14 protein-coding genes are annotated in these 17,084 nt (G+C 57.6%); 4 read left to right on the forward strand and 10 right to left on the reverse strand.

Annotation, left to right across the window (positions count from 1 at the left end):
* Positions 1-170 precede the first annotated feature (170 nt).
* Positions 171-650, forward strand: a complete 480-nt coding sequence (folA, locus tag SIK97_RS02100; protein WP_004098524.1) for a type 3 dihydrofolate reductase — start codon at positions 171-173, stop codon at positions 648-650.
* Between the two features lie 40 nt (positions 651-690).
* Here the strand turns inward: folA and apaH are convergent, their stop codons facing one another.
* The 6 genes from apaH to lptD form a co-directional block, all read right to left on the reverse strand.
* Positions 691-1,539, reverse strand: coding sequence for a bis(5'-nucleosyl)-tetraphosphatase (symmetrical) ApaH (apaH, locus tag SIK97_RS02105; protein WP_014227890.1), 849 nt, complete (start codon positions 1,537-1,539; stop codon positions 691-693).
* Between the two features lie 3 nt (positions 1,540-1,542).
* Positions 1,543-1,920, reverse strand: a complete 378-nt coding sequence (gene apaG / locus SIK97_RS02110) for a Co2+/Mg2+ efflux protein ApaG (RefSeq protein ID WP_004098526.1) — start codon at positions 1,918-1,920, stop codon at positions 1,543-1,545.
* 2 nt (positions 1,921-1,922) lie between these two features.
* On the reverse strand, positions 1,923-2,744 hold the full coding sequence (gene rsmA / locus SIK97_RS02115) for a 16S rRNA (adenine(1518)-N(6)/adenine(1519)-N(6))-dimethyltransferase RsmA (RefSeq protein ID WP_004098527.1): 822 nt from the start codon (positions 2,742-2,744) through the stop codon (positions 1,923-1,925).
* A complete protein-coding gene (gene pdxA, locus SIK97_RS02120) occupies positions 2,741-3,721 on the reverse strand; it encodes a 4-hydroxythreonine-4-phosphate dehydrogenase PdxA (RefSeq protein WP_100248295.1) in 981 nt (326 codons plus the stop codon). Before pdxA ends, rsmA begins: the two co-directional genes overlap by 4 nt.
* Positions 3,722-3,842: 121 nt before the next feature.
* A complete protein-coding gene (gene surA / locus SIK97_RS02125; RefSeq protein WP_004098530.1) occupies positions 3,843-5,129 on the reverse strand; it encodes a peptidylprolyl isomerase SurA in 1,287 nt (428 codons plus the stop codon).
* A gap of 53 nt (positions 5,130-5,182) precedes the next feature.
* Positions 5,183-7,525 carry an LPS assembly protein LptD gene (gene lptD / locus SIK97_RS02130; RefSeq protein ID WP_014227893.1) on the reverse strand — a complete coding sequence of 781 codons (2,343 nt, stop codon included), beginning with the start codon at positions 7,523-7,525 and terminating at the stop codon, positions 5,183-5,185.
* Positions 7,526-7,769: 244 nt separating this feature from the next.
* Between lptD and djlA the strand changes: the two genes are divergently transcribed.
* Entirely contained in the window at positions 7,770-8,597 is an 828-nt protein-coding gene (gene djlA, locus SIK97_RS02135; protein WP_014837387.1) for a co-chaperone DjlA, read from the forward strand.
* Between the two features lie 30 nt (positions 8,598-8,627).
* On the opposite strand, the gene SIK97_RS02140 is transcribed toward djlA, so the two are convergent.
* Both SIK97_RS02140 and SIK97_RS02145 read right to left on the reverse strand, forming a co-directional pair.
* Positions 8,628-9,326 carry a response regulator gene (locus SIK97_RS02140; protein WP_025106473.1) on the reverse strand — a complete coding sequence of 233 codons (699 nt, stop codon included), beginning with the start codon at positions 9,324-9,326 and terminating at the stop codon, positions 8,628-8,630.
* Positions 9,316-10,941 carry a sensor histidine kinase gene (locus tag SIK97_RS02145; protein ID WP_057173155.1) on the reverse strand — a complete coding sequence of 542 codons (1,626 nt, stop codon included), beginning with the start codon at positions 10,939-10,941 and terminating at the stop codon, positions 9,316-9,318. Before SIK97_RS02145 ends, SIK97_RS02140 begins: the two co-directional genes overlap by 11 nt.
* Before the next feature lie 322 nt (positions 10,942-11,263).
* Here SIK97_RS02145 and SIK97_RS02150 point away from each other — a divergent pair, with 322 nt between their 5' ends.
* Positions 11,264-12,619, forward strand: coding sequence for a 2-hydroxycarboxylate transporter family protein (locus SIK97_RS02150; RefSeq protein ID WP_004098535.1), 1,356 nt, complete (start codon positions 11,264-11,266; stop codon positions 12,617-12,619).
* 168 nt (positions 12,620-12,787) lie between these two features.
* Positions 12,788-13,327: a citrate lyase holo-[acyl-carrier protein] synthase gene (citX, locus tag SIK97_RS02155; protein WP_004098536.1), complete on the forward strand. Its 540-nt coding sequence runs from the start codon at positions 12,788-12,790 to the stop codon at positions 13,325-13,327.
* A gap of 81 nt (positions 13,328-13,408) precedes the next feature.
* Here citX and rluA read toward each other — a convergent pair whose 3' ends face one another.
* Together rluA and rapA are read right to left on the reverse strand one after the other, a co-directional pair.
* A complete protein-coding gene (gene rluA, locus SIK97_RS02160) occupies positions 13,409-14,068 on the reverse strand; it encodes a bifunctional tRNA pseudouridine(32) synthase/23S rRNA pseudouridine(746) synthase RluA (RefSeq protein ID WP_004098537.1) in 660 nt (219 codons plus the stop codon).
* A gap of 12 nt (positions 14,069-14,080) precedes the next feature.
* Positions 14,081-16,987 carry an RNA polymerase-associated protein RapA gene (gene rapA / locus SIK97_RS02165; RefSeq protein WP_025106476.1) on the reverse strand — a complete coding sequence of 969 codons (2,907 nt, stop codon included), beginning with the start codon at positions 16,985-16,987 and terminating at the stop codon, positions 14,081-14,083.
* Positions 16,988-17,084 lie beyond the last annotated feature (97 nt).

Genomic DNA, 17,084 nt, shown 5'->3' on the forward strand with positions numbered 1-17,084 from the left:
TTACAAGTAACATTTTGTTTTCAATTTAAATCCTGCCTGGCGGCTCACGGGGCTTACGTGGGCTCGCCAGCAAATCTTAAAATTTTCTGATTCTTTACTCTTCGCCCAGTCGACGAAGTATTACGCTTTCCGTATAGTGGCGACAATTTTTTGCATTCGGGAATTATTCAATGATCAGTCTGATTGCGGCGTTAGCGGTAGATCGCGTCATTGGTATGGAAAACGCCATGCCATGGAATCTGCCTGCCGATCTCGCCTGGTTTAAGCGCAATACCTTAAACAAACCGGTAGTGATGGGACGTCTTACCTGGGAATCCATCGGTCGTCCGTTACCGGGGCGTAAAAATATCGTGATTAGCAGCCAGCCCGGCACCGACGATCGCGTGCAGTGGGTCAAATCGGTCGATGAAGCCATTGCCGCCTGCGGCGACGTGGAAGAGATGATGGTGATCGGCGGCGGACGCGTGTACGAGCAGTTCCTGCCGAAAGCGCACAAGCTCTATCTGACCCATATTGATGCGGAAGTGGAAGGGGATACCCACTTCCCGGATTACGATCCGGATGAGTGGGAGTCGGTATTCAGCGAGTTCCACGATGCCGATGCGCAGAATTCCCATAGCTACTGCTTCGAGATTCTGGAGCGCCGCTAAGGTTTTCCCCGGTGACGTTCGCTCACCGGGGTGACTCTCTTCAGGAGGCGATCGCCTCGCCTTCATCAAGATTGCTCTGCCGGTTCGATCGCTGCGTGAAGTACGTTTTATCTTCCCAGCGCAGGCAGGTCAGATCGCCGCCCCAGCAGCAGCCGGTATCCAGCGCGTAAATCCCTTCCGGCGTGCCTTTCCCTTCCAGCGAAGCCCAATGACCGAAGGCAATGCTGTACTCGCTGGCCACCGGCCCGGGAATAGCAAACCACGGCTTGAGCGGCGCGGGCGCGTTTTCCGGCGCCTCCTTGGCGTACATATCCAGCTGCCCGTTCGGGAAGCAGTAGCGCATGCGGGTAAAGGCGTTGGAGATAAAGCGCAGGCGCGCCAGGCCGCTGAGTTCGTTGCTCCAGTTGTTCGGCATATCGCCGTACATCGCATCAAGGAAGAACGGATAGGAGTCGCTGGCAAGTACGGCTTCCACATCGCGGGCGCACTGTTTGGCGGTTTCCAGATCCCACTGCGGGGTGATCCCGGCATGGGCCATGACCAGCTTTTTCTCTTCATCGATTTGCATCATCGGCTGACGACGCAGCCAGTTGAGCAGATCGTCGGCGTCCGGCGCCTCAAGCAGCGATTTCAGCCGATCCTTGGGTTTATTGCGGCTAATGCCCGCAAAGACCGCCAGCAGGTGCAGGTCATGATTGCCCAGGACGAGGCGTACGCTATCGCCAAGCTGTTTCACGAAACGCAGTACTTCGAGCGAACCGGGACCGCGCGCGACCAGGTCGCCCGTGAGCCACAGCGTATCAGTCTCAGGGTTAAACTCCACCTGCTCTAATAATGCGATCAGTTCATCGTAGCAACCGTGAACGTCGCCAATAAGGTATGTAGACATGTTTTAATGGATGAGAGTGGGTACTGCGAGACGGAAAACAGGGATTTCGATGGTGAACGGCGCGCCGTTCACATCGATCATCGCATAATGTCCCTGCATGGTGCCCAGCGGCGTTTCAATGACCGCGCCGCTGGTATATTGATATTCGCCGCCGGCCGGAATATGCGGCTGCTCGCCGACCACGCCTTCACCCTGGACTTCGGTCTCACGACCGTGGCCGTTGGTGATAAGCCAGTAGCGGCCAAGAAGCTGAACCTGCGTCCGCCCCAGATTGCGAATGGTCACGGTATAAGCGAAGACGTAGCGCTCTTCTTGCGGAGAAGATTGCGATTCGATGTAGACGCTTTGCACCTGTACACAAACTCGGGGCGAATTAATCATGGTTAGCTCTCCTTGGTGGGCGCGTTCTCAGATAACCAGTTAGCTAGCTGACAGTACTGCGCTACGGAAATATTCTCTGCGCGCTTCGCCGGATCGATGCCCAGTTCGGTCAGAACCTCAACGCTGAACAGGTTGCCGAGACTGTTGCGGATCGTTTTCCGACGCTGGTTAAAGGCTTCCGTCGTGATACGGCTCAGTACGCGCACTTCTTTCACCGGATGCGGCAGCGTGCGGTAAGGCACCAGACGCACCACGGCGGAATCGACTTTAGGCGGCGGCGTAAAGGCGCTCGGCGGAACTTCAAGCACCGGAATGATCTGGCAGTAGTACTGCGCCATTACGCTTAACCGACCATACGCCTTACTGTTCGGCCCGGCAACCAGGCGATTGACGACCTCTTTTTGCAGCATAAAGTGCATATCGGCAATGGCATCAGTATAGCTGAACAGATGGAACATCAGCGGGGTCGAGATGTTGTACGGCAGGTTGCCGAATACGCGCAGCGGCTGGCCCATGCTCTGCGACAGCTCGCCGAAGTTCATGGTCATCGCGTCCTGCTGATAAATCGTCAGCTTAGGTCCGAGGAACGGATGCGTCTGCAGACGAGCGGCCAGGTCGCGGTCCAGCTCGATAACGGTGAGCTGGTCGAGGCGTTCACCGACCGGTTCGGTCAGCGCGGCGAGGCCGGGGCCGATTTCAACAATCGCCTGGCCTTTTTGTGGATTGATGGCCGAGACAATGCTGTCGATCACAAACTGATCGTTGAGAAAGTTTTGCCCGAAGCGTTTACGGGCTAAGTGGCCCTGATGGACTCGATTATTCATTGAGTATTAACAATCATTTTAATGGCGAGATTAAGCGCCGTGATAAAACTGCCGACTTCCGCTTTCCCCTGGCCCGCAAGTTCAAGCGCGGTGCCGTGGTCAACGGAAGTGCGAATAAATGGTAAACCGAGCGTAATGTTCACGCCGCGGCCAAAGCCCTGGTATTTTAGCACGGGCAGGCCCTGATCGTGATACATCGCGAGTACCGCATCGGCATGGTCGAGGTATTTCGGCTGAAACAGGGTATCCGCCGGCAGCGGGCCGCTGAGATTCATCCCCTTCGCGCGCATCTCTTCGAGCACCGGAATGATGGTATCGATCTCTTCCGTCCCCATATGGCCGCCTTCGCCCGCGTGCGGGTTCAGGCCGCAAACCAGCACGTGCGGGTTGCTGATACCAAATTTGGTGCGCAGATCGTGATCCAGGATAGTGATGATTTCCCGCAGCAGCTCTGAGGTAATCGCATCGCTTATCGCTTTTAGCGGCAGGTGAGTGGTCACCAGCGCCACGCGCAGCGCTTCGGTCGCCAGCATCATCACCACTTTACTGGCCTGCGAGCGCTCTTCAAAGAACTCGGTATGACCGGTAAAGGCGATCCCCGCATCGTTAATAATGCCCTTGTGCACCGGCCCGGTAATCAGCGCGGCGAATTCGCCGTTCAGACAGCCATCGCAGGCGCGGGCCAGCGTTTCTACCACGTAGCTGCCGTTGCTGACGTTGAGCACGCCCGGTTCAACCGGCGCGTTGAGCGCGACGGGGAGAAGGGTCAGGGTGCCTGCACGCTGGGGCGTAGCGGGAGCGGTAGGGTTGTAAGGCAGAAGCGATAAAGGAAGACCGAGCAGGTTCGCCCGGTCAGACAGCAGAGCGCCATCGGCGCAGATCACCAGCTCTACCGGCCAGTCGCGCTGCGCAAGCTGCACAACGAGGTCGGGGCCAATCCCGGCGGGTTCACCGGGAGTGATAACAACTCGATTCATACACGTCATCCTTCAGGCGGTCTCTTACTGGCCGCGCTTCGTCGCCCCCGTCAGAGACCGGGGCGATTTGCTCAGCCGCCTCGATACACCCTGAGCGATGTTGTGTATGAGGCTAATGCAATTAGTTGCTCAGAACCTTCACGTAGGCGCTGGCGCGCTGTTCCTGCATCCAGGTCGCCGCTTCTTCAGAGAACTTACGGTTCATCAGCATGCGGTAAGCGCGATCTTTCTGCGCGGCGTCGGTTCTGTCGACGTTGCGGGTATCCAGCAGCTCAATCAGGTGCCAGCCGAAGGAGGAGTGAACCGGAGCGCTGGTCTGGCCTTTATTGAGGCGCAGAATGGCGTCGCGGAAGGCCGGATCGAAGATATCCGGCGTCGCCCAGCCTAAATCACCGCCCTGGTTGGCAGAGCCCGGATCTTCAGAGAACTCTTTTGCCGCTTTGGCAAAGGTGGTTTTTCCACTCTTAATATCAGCCGCGATCTGCTCCAGCTTCGCCCGAGCCTGATCGTCGTTCATGATCGGCGACGGTTTCAGCAGGATATGGCGAGCGTGAACTTCGGTCACGGAGATGTTCTGGCTGCCGCCGCGCATATCGTTAATTTTCAGGATATGGAAGCCCACGCCGGAACGTATCGGGCCGACGATATCGCCTTTTTTCGCGGTGCTCAGCGCCTGGGCGAAGATGCCCGGCAGTTCCTGAATCCGGCCCCAGCCCATCTGGCCGCCTTTCAGCGCCTGCTGGTCGGCAGAGTAGGTGATAGCCAGTTTGCCAAAGTCCGCGCCGCTGCGCGCCTGCTGAACCACTGAATTGGCCTGATCCTGAGCCTCTGCCACCTGCTCGGACGTTGGGTTTTCCGGCAGCGGGATCAGAATGTGGCTGAGATTCAGTTCGGTGCTGGCGTCGTTCTGATCGCCAATCTGTTTGGCCAGGGTTTCAACTTCCTGCGGCAGAACGGTGATACGACGACGGACTTCGTTGTTACGTACTTCCGAAATCAGCATCTCTTTACGAATCTGATTACGGTAGGTGCTGTAGTTGATACCGTCATAGGCCAGACGGCTGCGCATCTGATCCATGGTCATGTTGTTTTGTTTGGCGATGTTGGCGATGGCCTGGTCGAGCTGATCGTCAGAGATCTTCACGCCCATTTTCTGGCCCATCTGCAGGACAATCTGGTCCATGATCAGACGCTCAAGGATCTGATGACGCAGGGTGGCGTCATCCGGCAGCTGCTGCCCGGCCTGGCCGGCGTTCAGTTTTACCGATTGCATCAAGCCATCGACGTCGCTTTCAAGAACAACGCCATTATTGACGACAGCCGCTACTTTATCGACAACCTGTGGGGCAGCGAAACTGGTATTCGCGATCATGGCGATACCGAGAAGCAGCGTTTTCCAGTTCTTCATACTTTTTCCATTTCAATTAACCGCAATTGCGGATTACGTGTAAACCAGCCACATCACAGGGAGCTCTGGTACGGTAAAATGTTCGAACGCAGCATCTGCTGGGTGCCGAGACCGTAGTTGGAGCTCAGGCCGCGCAGCTCAATGTTAAAGCCGAAGGTGTTGTCGTATTTGCTTTCGCTGCTGCTGTTATCCCAGCCGTTGATCTTACGTTCATAGCCGACGCGGATAGCGTAGCAGCAGGAGCTATACTGAACCCCTAACATCTGGTTCGCTGACTTTCTGGTATTCGTGTCGTAGTAATACGCGCCGACGACTGCCCAACGATCGACGATTGGCCAGCTGGCGGTCATCCCCACCTGCGAGATACCATCTTTGTACTGCTTAGCGGTGGAATAAGACGGCAGGGTCGCCTGAATGTATTCCGGGCTCGCATAACGATAGTTAAGTTGTACTAAACGGTTTTCGTCGCGACGGTATTCCACGGTTCCGCTGCCGGTTGCGACGTTATCCAGACGCGTATCGTACTGAATTCCCCCGCGTAAACCCCAGTCATCGGCGATGCGCCAGTAGGTATCGCCAGCCCATACCAGTGAACCTCGCGTGTCGTTGTTCTCCCAGTTGATGTTGTCGTCACCGGTACGTGCCTCGGTGAAATAGTAGATTTGACCAACGGAAATATTAAAACGTTCAACGGCGGCGGCATCATAAACGCGAGATGTGACGCCGGTGGAGACCTGGTTGGCGGAAGCGATACGGTCGAGGCCGCTATAGGTACGGTCGCGGAACAGGCCGCTGTAGTCCGACTGCAGCAGGGTTGAGTCGTAGCTGCCGATCTTGCTCTGGTCACGATAGGGGATATACAGATACTGCATCCGCGGCTCAAGCGTCTGGGTATAGTTCTCCTGCATATCGCGCTCGAAAACCATTTTACCATCGACTTTAAACTGCGGCATGACGCGGTTAACGGAGTCTTTGTAATCGGTACCGTTGGCCGCGTTGTAGTCATCAAGGTTGCTTTGCTGGTAATGGGTTGCCAGCAGTTTTGCCTCAGTATTGATGCTTCCCCAGCCGTTAGACAGCGGCAGATTGATGGTTGGCTCGAAGTGAACGCGCGTTGCTTCCGGCATTCTGCTGTTCGAGTTAACAAAATGCACCGCCTGGCCATAAAGATGGGTATCAAACGGGCCGACATCGTTCTGGTAGTAGTTCACGTCCAGCTGCGGCTCGGCGGAATAGGCGTTGCTTGAGTCGCGGTTAAAGACCTGGAACTGCTTGGTCGATACGGTGGCGTCAAAGTTCTGATTCGCGTAGCCGGCGCTGAGCTTCTGCGTCGCGTAGCCATCGGTACTGGAACCGTATTTAGAGCTGAAGTCGTTAAAGTAGTCCGGGTCGCTGACTTTGGTGTAGTCGGCGTTGAAGCGCCACACCTGGTCTACGACGCCAGAATGGTTCCAGTAGAACAGCCAGCGGCGGCTATTGCTGTCGCCAGAGTGATCGTCCTGGTAAATTTTATCCGAAGGCAGGTAGTCGAACTCGATTAAGCCGGTTCCTGCTTTGGTCAGATAGCGGAATTCGTTCTCCCACATGACGCCGCCGCGCTTGCTCATATAGTGCGGCGTCAGCGTGGCGTCGAAGTTCGGGGCGATGTTCCAGTAGTAAGGAAGATAGAACTCGACGCCGTTTTTGGTGCTGTATTTGGCGTTGGGGATCAGGAAGCCCGAACGACGCTTGTCGCCCACCGGCAGCTGCAGGTAGGGACTATAAAAAATCGGTACGGAACCGAGCTTGAAGCGGGCGTTCCAGATCTCAGCGACCTGTTCTTCGCGGTCGTGGATGACTTCACTGCCGACCACGCTCCAGGTGTCAGAGCCCGGCAGACAGGAGGTGAAGCTGCCGTTTTCTAAGATGGTATAGCGGTTTTCACCGCGCTGTTTCATCAGGTCAGCGGTACCGCGCCCCTGACGGCCAACCATTTGGTAATCGCCCTGCCAGACGTTGGTATCTTTGGTGTTCAGATTCGACCAGGCTTTCGGCCCTTTGAGGATCACCTGATTGTCATCATAGTGAACGTTGCCGAGGGCGTCGACCGTGCGCACCGGCTGCGGCTGGCCCGCGGCCTGCTGCTGATGAAGCTGCACTTCATCGGCCTGCAGTCGGCTGTTCCCCTGATTGATATCAACGTTGCCGGTAAATACGGCGTTATCAGGATAGTTGCCTTTCGCATGATCGGCATCGATCGTCACCGGCAGGTCGTTGGGTTTCCCTTCAACCAAAGGACGATTGTAGCTTGGTACGCCAAGCATACACTGCGTGGCGAGATCGGCAGCGAGGCCCTGTTGGCTATACAAGGCGCTGGCAATCATGGTGGCCAGGAGGCTGGGAATACGTTTTTTCATACGTTGTATTTGTTGTTCCGTCATCGTGTGGCAGCGGCTTGCAAACGGTCAGAGCCTAACGTACTCGTCTAAATCGCGCTAGTGTTAATCCTGCCCGTTTCGAGCCCGAGCGTTAGGCACCGTGTAGAATGACGAGTATGATAAAGCAAATTATAGGCTATGTCCCACAATTGACCGAGGCGTAAACGCTTTGTAACGTGCGGTCAGATATAGCTTAACTGGCGGCAGAGAGATTGGGGAGTCTATGCAGTATTTGGGTAAAATAATTGGCGTTGCGGTTGCGTTGATGATGGGCGGCGGCTTTTGGGGCGTGGTGCTGGGCTTCTTAATCGGACATATGTTTGACCGCGCGCGCAGCCGCCGGCTGAACGTCTTTGCCAATCAGCAGGAGCGCCAGTCGCTGTTTTTCTCGACGACGTTTGAAGTGATGGGGCATCTGACCAAATCGAAAGGGCGCGTTACCGAAGCCGATATTCAGGTCGCCAATTTGCTGATGGATCGCATGAACCTGCACGGCGAAGCGCGTACCGCGGCCCAGCACGCGTTTCGCGTAGGGAAATCAGATGATTACCCGCTGCGGGAGAAAATGCGCCAGCTGCGCAGCGTCTGCTTTGGGCGTTTTGATTTAATTCGGATGTTTCTGGAAATTCAGCTGCAGGCGGCTTTCGCCGACGGCGAACTGCATCCCAACGAACGTGACGTGCTGTTTGTGATTGCCGACGAGCTGGGCATCTCCCGCGCTCAGTTCGAACAGTTCCTGCGCATGATGCAGGGCGGGGCGCAGTTTGGCGGCGGTTCGCAGCAGCAATCTTACGGCCAGCGCGGCGGCAACGCCGGCTGGCAGCAGGCGCAGCGCGGGCCAACCCTTGAAGATGCCTGCAATGTGCTGGGCGTCAAAGCGACCGACGATGCCGCCACCGTCAAGCGCGCCTATCGTAAGCTGATGAGCGAGCACCATCCGGATAAGCTGGTGGCGAAAGGGCTACCGCCGGAAATGATGGAGATGGCTAAGCAGAAAGCGCAGGAGATCCAGAAAGCCTGGGAGCTGATTAAAGAGCAGCGCGGCTTCTAAACGACCGGCCTCTCCCGGGCGGGAGAGGCGTCACGATGCGCCAGCGGCGCGGCGGTACATACGCCGCGGATGGCCAATCTTGCCGTACAGCATTTCCACCTCCAGAAAGCCGATTTCCACGCAGTGCTCCAGATAGCGACGGGCCGTGGTTTTGCTCAAGCCAGCCTCGCTCACCACGTCATCAACCGAAAAGCAGCGCTCTTCTTCGCCGGTAAACAGGCTCTGCACCAGCGCCAGCGTTTTTTCTTCAATGCCTTTACTGCCGCTATCGGCTCGGTAGTTTTTAGCCTGCAGCTGATACAGCGAATCCACGTTCTGCTGGTCGACGATCTTCCATTCGCGCTGCTGATCGTAGAACTGCACGAACCGTTCAAGGGACTGGCTCAGGCGCTTCCATGATACCGGCTTAAGAATGTAGTCGAAGGCGCCGTTGCGGATTGCCTGGCTACAGGTTTCCATGTCGCTGGCGGCGGTGATAAAGATCACCGAGCAGTTAGCATGGGCCATAATAGGGTCGTTCATCAGGGTGACCCCTTTGCCGTCCGGCAGGTAGTTATCCAGCAGCACCAGCTGCGGCGGTCTGGCGTTGAGTATCTGCCGCGCCTGGGCGAGAGAGGCCGCCGTGCCGGTCAGCCGCATGCGCGGGTGTTTCTGGATAAGCTCGGCGTGCAGCCGCGCCAGTTCGCTTTCATCTTCAACGATCAGGACATCGACCAGGTCATGATGCATAGTGCGTCTCTTCTTGCGGATGGGCTGGCCCGCTGGCGGGAATAAACAGCGTGAAAATCGCCCCGCGCGGCGCGTTGTCGGCCACTTCAATCGTGCCGCCAGCCTGGGTGACATAGCGCTCAATAAGATACAGTCCAATACCGTGATCGCCGCGGGTTTTGGTGGTGACGCCGCGCTCAAATATATGCTCGCGGATCTCCGGACGAATACCAACGCCGCGATCGGCGACTTCAATCATTAATTCCCGGGCGTTGAGCTGAATCAGGATCTCGACCGGTTCGTGCGGTAGTTCAGCGCGCTGGGTGGCTTCAATGGCGTTATCCAGCAGATTACCGATGATAGAGATAAGCTCGGACTCCATCAACGAGGGCAGCGGGCGGTCGATGCGGCAGGCCGGGTCAAAGCTCAGCTCAACCCCTTTTTCCCGCGCGCGGGCGGCTTTACCCAGCAGCAGGCCGCACAGCGTCGGCGAATTAAAGTGCGATGAAATAAAGTCCAGCAGCTCCTGGGCATGCTCCGACTGCGCCTGAATATAGCGAATCGCCTCATCATAGTGGCCCATATGCAGCAGGCCGGAGAGGGTCGTCATCCGGTTGAGCTGTTCATGGCGCATGATGCGCAGATTATCAACGTAGCGTTTTACCTGGCTGAGCTGGGCGCTCAGGGAGTTGATTTCATCGCGGTCGCGGAAGGTGATCACCCAGCCCTGGAGCGCATTCTCCAGCATGATTCGCACCCGGCTGGCGAGTACCGTCAGCTGATTAAAACGGCACAGCTCGTCGTGGGTATCGCTTTCGAACATCTCTCCGCCGGCGAAAAACGGCTGCGGCGTAATGACGCTATCGATAGACTTACCGCGCAGCTGGTGCGCGGGCTGGCTCAGTCCGAGCAGGCTGCGGGCGGCGTGGTTTATCACTTCAATACGCCGGTGATGGTCAATCACAATCACCCCTTCGTATATCGACTCCATCATCGCTTTTTGCTGACGCACCAGCAGGCCGATTTCGCGCGGCTCCAGCGAGAAAATTTGTTTCTTAATGCTGCGGGTGAAGTACCAGGAGAAGATAAACAGCGCGATAAGCAGCAGCACCGCGGCGATGAAGATATTGATGACTTTTGCCAGCGTAATGCTGTCGAGATAGCTGGTGAGATAGCCGACGGAGACAATGCCAACGACCCGACCCGCGTCATCGAAAATGGGCGCTTTGCTGCGCAGGGAAATACCGAGTCCTCCTTTGCGGATGGTGGTCGTGCTTTTCCCCTCAAGTACCGGCTGGTTATCGCCGCCAACCAGCCGCGTGCCGACCCACTCCGGATGGACAGAGTGAAACAGATGCACGCCCCGCTTATCGCCAATGACGATAAAACTGGCGTCGCTGTGGGCGGCGATATTTTTCATAAAGGTCTTTATCGCCAGCGCGTCTTCACGCGCCACCTGCTGACGTAAATCCGGCATCAGCGCGATTTCTTCTGCCTGTATTTTCGCGCGGGCGCTCATTTCCTGATAAAGCTGATGGCTGGCGTCGAAATAGTAATACACGCCCAGCAGCGCAAACAGCACTGAGAAAAAAGCGACCAGCGAAATGAACAGCTTAAACTGAAATGAAACCTTCATAAGTATAATGCACAGTATCAGGGATACGGCAGCGTATCATTTTTTCGCTGCCGGCATCGTGGCTGAGGGAAACCGGTGAACGTCACAAGAGCGTCCGGGAACCAGAATTATCCGCTGGCGGGGAATTTATCAAGGTTAATCAGGCGCTGGATTTAAAAACCTTAAAAACCACGGCAATAAATCAGAGCGGTTTCACAATAATAATAGAAACCATAAAAACCATAGTGACCATTAAAACTTCTTTTTTAATCTGCCGATCCTCACATTAACTCCGCGCATGGCCCTCTAACCTGAAAAGTAATAATAACCAGAGGGCTTAATTATGAGCACCACAGACAATGCATTCTCTGCAACCATCGACCCTATTAATACGCCGAAACCCGCGCTTAAGCAGCGCTGGTGGCATATCCTCGATAACTGGAAAGTCGGTATTATCCCGCTGCCGCTCTTTTTGCTGGCCGGCGGCCTGATCGCGCTGGACTGCCTGGGCGGCAAGCTGCCGAGCGATATCGTCGTGATGGTAGCGACGCTGGCCTTTTTCGGCTTTGCCTGCGGCGAATTCGGTAAACGGCTGCCGGTACTCGGCAAGCTCGGCGCGGCGGCCATCTGCGCGACCTTTATCCCTTCTGCGCTGGTGCATTACGGCCTGCTGCCGGAGGTGGTGGTGGAATCGACCACCAAATTCTATAAGTCGACCAACATTCTTTATCTTTATATCTGCTGCATTATCGTCGGCAGCATTATGAGCATGAACCGCACCACGCTGATTCAGGGCTTTCTGCGGATTTTCTTCCCGATGCTGTGCGGCGAAATCGTCGGCATGGTGGTCGGCGTCGGCGTCGGTACCGCGCTGGGGCTGGAGCCGTTTCAGGTGTTCTTCTTTATCGTCCTGCCGATCATGGCCGGTGGCGTCGGCGAGGGGGCGATCCCGCTGTCGATTGGCTACGCCGCGCTGATGCATATGGATCAGGGCGTGGCGCTTGGGCGCGTGCTGCCGATGGTGATGCTGGGCAGCCTGACGGCGATCGTTATCTCCGGCTGTTTGAACCAGCTGGGCAAGCGTTTCCCGCATTTGACCGGGGAGGGGCAGCTGATGCCGAACCGCCGCAACGAGACGCATCGCGAAACGCCCGCCGAGGGCAAAATGGACGTGACGACGCTGGCCTCCGGCGCGCTGCTGGCGGTGCTGCTCTATATGCTGGGTATGCTGGGGCAGAAGACCATCGGCCTGCCCGCGCCGGTGGGCATGCTGTTCCTCGCGGTGCTGCTGAAGCTGGTGAACGGCGTCTCTCCGCGCCTGCAGGAGGGCTCGCAGATGGTGTATAAGTTCTTCCGTACGGCGGTCACCTATCCGATTCTGTTTGCCGTCGGCGTGGCGATCACCCCGTGGCAGGAGCTGGTCAACGCCTTTACCGTGACCAATTTGCTGGTGATTATCAGCACCGTAACGGCGCTGGTGGCGACCGGTTTCCTGGTCGGCAAAAAGATTGGCATGTACCCGATTGACGTGGCGATTGTCTCCTGCTGCCAGAGCGGTCAGGGCGGTACCGGCGACGTGGCGATTCTGACCTCCGGCAACCGCATGAACCTGATGCCGTTCGCGCAGATCGCAACCCGGATCGGCGGCGCGATTAATGTTTCGCTGGGTCTGCTGTTCCTCAGTCACTTTCTGGCCTGATTTAACTTTTTTATAACCGCTAAGTCTGCTTTTTCGTGCTAAATGGCGCAGAAAATATCTGCGCCCCGTCTCCAAAACAGGGATCGTTTAGCGATACAATCAGCGCCATTATTCGCGACTGCGACGGCAGCCTGTCCGCTGCCTTTTATTAAGTGAGGAGAGAAACAAATGTCAGTGGATACTCTCGCCCGTGAGGGCGTAAGCATGGAAGCGCTGCTGGCGGCGAAAGAGCAGCGTGCCGCGCGCCAGGCCGACTGGTTAGCCCATTATCAGCGGCCGGTGATTTCGCTGACCCTGGTGACGCCGGGCGCGGTGAAAGACAGCATTCGCTACCGTAATATGATGGGGGTGGCGCTGCAGGCCTGCGATCAGATGCTGTGGAAACACCGCTGGCAGACGCTGGATCGCCAGGTGCTGTGGCTGCCGACCGGGCCGGAAGCGCTGTGGTGCGTCGATCACGCCGCCAGTGAAATCAAAGCCTTCTGTACCGATCTTGAGCATACCCATCCGCTGGGCCGCCTGTGGGATATTGACGTCATTTGCCCGAAAAATGGCCTGGTTGGCCGTCAGTCAATGGGGGAGAACCAGCGCCGCTGCCTGCTGTGCGACGAGCCCGCGCACGCCTGCGCGCGCAGCCGCCGCCATGATACCGGGCAGGTTGTGGCCCGCGTTGAGCAGATGATTGATGCGTGGTTTGCCCGCGACTGACGCCCGTTTTCCGCGGCATTGATGAGCGAGGAGTAGCCCGGGTGAGCCGCTGGCGGCACGACCCGGGACAGAGAGGTACGGTCAGAAGTCGATCGGCGCGCGAAACGTCATCGTATTACCGAAAGCGGGGTGGGTGATGGTCAGCGTTTCGGCGTGCAGCAGCAGACGAGGCGCCATGGCCAGCGCTTCCGGCGACGCATAAAAGCGGTCGCCAAGAATCGGATGGCCCAGCGCCAGCATATGCACGCGCAGCTGATGCGAACGCCCGGTAATCGGCTTCAGGCGCACGCGGGCGGTGTTGTCCGCCGCCAACTCCAGCACTTCATACTCGGTTTGCGCCGCTTTGCCGGTTTCGTAACACACCTTCTGCTTTGGCCGGTTCGGCCAGTCGCAAATCAGCGGTAAATCCACCAGACCCTCGGTTTTCTCCGGATGCCCCCAGACGCGGGCGACGTACTGCTTTTTCGGCTCCCGCTCGCGGAACTGCCGCTTCAGCTCGCGCTCTGCCGCTTTGGTCAGGGCCACCACAATCACGCCGCTGGTCGCCATATCCAGCCGGTGCACCGACTCGGCCTGCGGGAAGTCGCGCTGAACGCGCGCCATCACGCTGTCTTTGTGCTCGGCAAGCCGGCCCGGCACGGACAACAGGCCGCTTGGCTTGTTGACCACCATAATGTGCTCATCCTGGTAGAGAATAACCAGCCAGGGATCCTGCGGCGGATTGTAGTTTTCCATCGCCATATTCGCGTTCCGTTACTGGTGGGTGACCACGATTAAGCGCAGCGCATCCAGGCGCCAGCCCGCCTGCGCCAGCGCGTCCATAACCTGCTGACGGTTGCTCTCGATAGCCGCCAGTTCATCATCGCGGATGTTCGGGTTCACGGCGCGCAGCGCTTCAAGGCGCGACAGCTCTGCCGTCAGCTTATCGTCGGCTTCTTTACGCGCGGCGTCGATCAGCGCCTGGGCCGCTTTGGCTACCTGGCCTTCGCCCTGCTGTAAAATCGCGTGGACGTCCTGCTGGACGGCGTTGACCAGTTTGCTGCCGGTGTGGCGGTTAACCGCGCTCAGCTGACGGTTGAAGCTTTCGAACTCCACCTGACCGGCGAGGTTGTTGCCGTTTTTGTCGAGCAGCATGCGCACCGGCGTCGGCGGCAGGAAGCGGTTGAGCTGCAGATGCTTCGGCGCCTGCGCTTCAACGACGTAAATCAGCTCCAGCAGCAGAGTACCTACCGGCAGCGCTTTATTCTTCAGCAGCGAAATGGTGCTGCTGCCGGTATCGCCGGAGAGGATCAGATCCAGACCGTTGATAATCAGCGGATGTTCCCAGGTGATGAACTGCGCGTCTTCGCGGGACAGGGCGACGTCACGCTCAAAGGTAATGGTGCAGCCATCTTCCGGCAGGCCCGGGAAATCCGGGACCAGCATATGGTCGGAGGGGGTCAGGACAATCAGATTCTCGCCGCGATCGTCCTGGTTGATGCCGACGATATCAAACAGGTTCATGGAGAAGGCGATCAGGCTGGTGTCGTCATCCTGTTCTTCAATGCTTTCCGCAAGCTGCTGGGCTTTTTCTCCGCCGTTGGAGTGGATCTCCAGCAGACGGTCGCGGCCCTGTTCCAGCTGCGCTTTCAGCGCTTCATGCTGCTGGCGGCAGGCTTTGATCAGGTCGTCGAAGCCGTCGGTATTTTCCGGCGTGGCAAGATAGTTGATCAGTTCGTTATGCACGCTGTCGTAGACGGTACGGCCGGTCGGGCAGGTGTGCTCGAAAGCGTCCAGGCCTTCGTGATACCAGCGCACCAGCACCGACTGGGCGGTTCTTTCCAGATAGGGAACGTGGATCTGAATATCGTGAGCCTGGCCGATACGGTCAAGACGGCCGATACGCTGCTCCAGCAGATCCGGGTTGAACGGCAGGTCGAACATCACCAGATTGCTGGCGAACTGGAAGTTGCGGCCTTCGGAGCCGATCTCAGAACACAGCAGCACCTGAGCGCCGGTATCTTCCTCGGCGAACCAGGCGGCGGCGCGGTCGCGTTCGATAATCGACATCCCTTCGTGGAACACCGCGGCGCGAATGCCTTCGCGCTCGCGCAGGACCTGCTCCAGCTGCAGCGCGGTGGCCGCTTTGGCGCAGATGACCAGTACTTTCTGCGAGCGGTGGCTGGTGAGATGGCCCATCAGCCATTCAACGCGCGGATCGAAGTTCCACCAGGTGCCGGTATCGCCTTCAAATTCCTGATAAATCTGCTCCGGATAGAGCATGTCGCGGGCGCGCTCTTCGGCGGTTTTGCGGGCGCCCATAATACCGGAAACCTTAATGGCCGTCTGGTACTGGGTCGGCAGCGGCAGACGAATCGTATGCAGCTCGCGTTTCGGGAAACCTTTGACGCCGTTACGGGTGTTGCGGAACAGCACGCGGCTGGTGCCGTGGCGGTCCATCAGCATCGACACCAGCTCCTGACGAGCGGCCTGGGCATCATCGCGATCGCTGTTGGCGGCCTGCAATAATGGTTCAATATCCTGTTCGCCGATCAGATCGCTCAGCGCGTTCAGATCGGCGTCGCTCAGCTTATTACCGGCCAGCAGCAGGGCGACCGCGTCGGCAACCGGACGGTAGTTCTGCTGCTCTTCAACAAACTGGGCGAAGTCGTGGAAACGGTTGGGGTCGAGCAGGCGCAGGCGGGCGAAGTGGCTCTCCATTCCCAACTGCTCCGGCGTCGCGGTGAGCAGCAGAATGCCCGGCACGCATTCGGCCAGCTGTTCAATCGCCTGATATTCCCGGCTCGGGGCGTCTTCGCTCCAGACCAGGTGGTGCGCTTCATCAACGACCATCAGATCCCATTCGGCTTCGCACAGGTGTTCCAGGCGCTGCTTGCTGCGGCGCACGAAATCCAGCGAACAGATCACCAGCTGTTCGGTTTCGAACGGGTTAATCGCGTCGTGCTGCGCTTCGGCATAACGCTCATCGTCAAACAGCGAGAAGCGCAGGTTAAAGCGGCGCAGCATTTCCACCAGCCACTGGTGCTGCAGGGTTTCCGGGACGACGATCAGGACGCGTTCCGCGGCGCCGGAGAGCAGCTGCTGATGCAGGATCATCCCGGCTTCAATGGTTTTACCTAAACCCACTTCGTCCGCCAGCAGGACGCGCGGCGCGTGGCGGCGGCCAACGTCGTGGGCGATATTCAGCTGATGCGGGATCAGGCTGGTGCGCTGGCCACGCAGGCCGCTCCACGGCATACGGTACTGTTCGCTCTGGAATTTACGCGCACGATAGCGCAGGGCGAAACGGTCCATACGGTCGATCTGTCCGGCGAACAGACGGTCCTGCGGTTTGCTGAAGACCAGCTTGCTGTCGAGGAGCACTTCACGCAGGGTAACGTTGGCTTCCTGAGTATCGAGGCGGGTGCCGGTGTAGGCCAGCAGACCGTTCTCTTCATTAACTTCGTCAACCTGGAGTTGCCAGCCTTCGTGGCTGGTGATGGTATCACCCGGGTTAAACATCACGCGGGTGATTGGGGAGTCGTTGCGTGCGTACAGACGGTTTTCGCCGATGGCGGGGAAAAGCAGGGTCACCATGCGCGCGTCCAGCGCAACGACCGTCCCTAATCCCAGTTCGCTCTCTGTGTCGCTAATCCAGCGTTGACCAAGTGTAAAAGGCATATATGTTCGGCTCTTTAGTTCTTTGATTGCAGGCAATAGTTGAGCATCTCCATGGAGAATCGGAGATACGTCAAAATTGGGTCCAGGAATGGAAAGG

This window comes from Klebsiella sp. JN_Kp126 (genome assembly GCF_033843325.1).
Lineage (GTDB): Bacteria > Pseudomonadota > Gammaproteobacteria > Enterobacterales > Enterobacteriaceae > Klebsiella > Klebsiella michiganensis.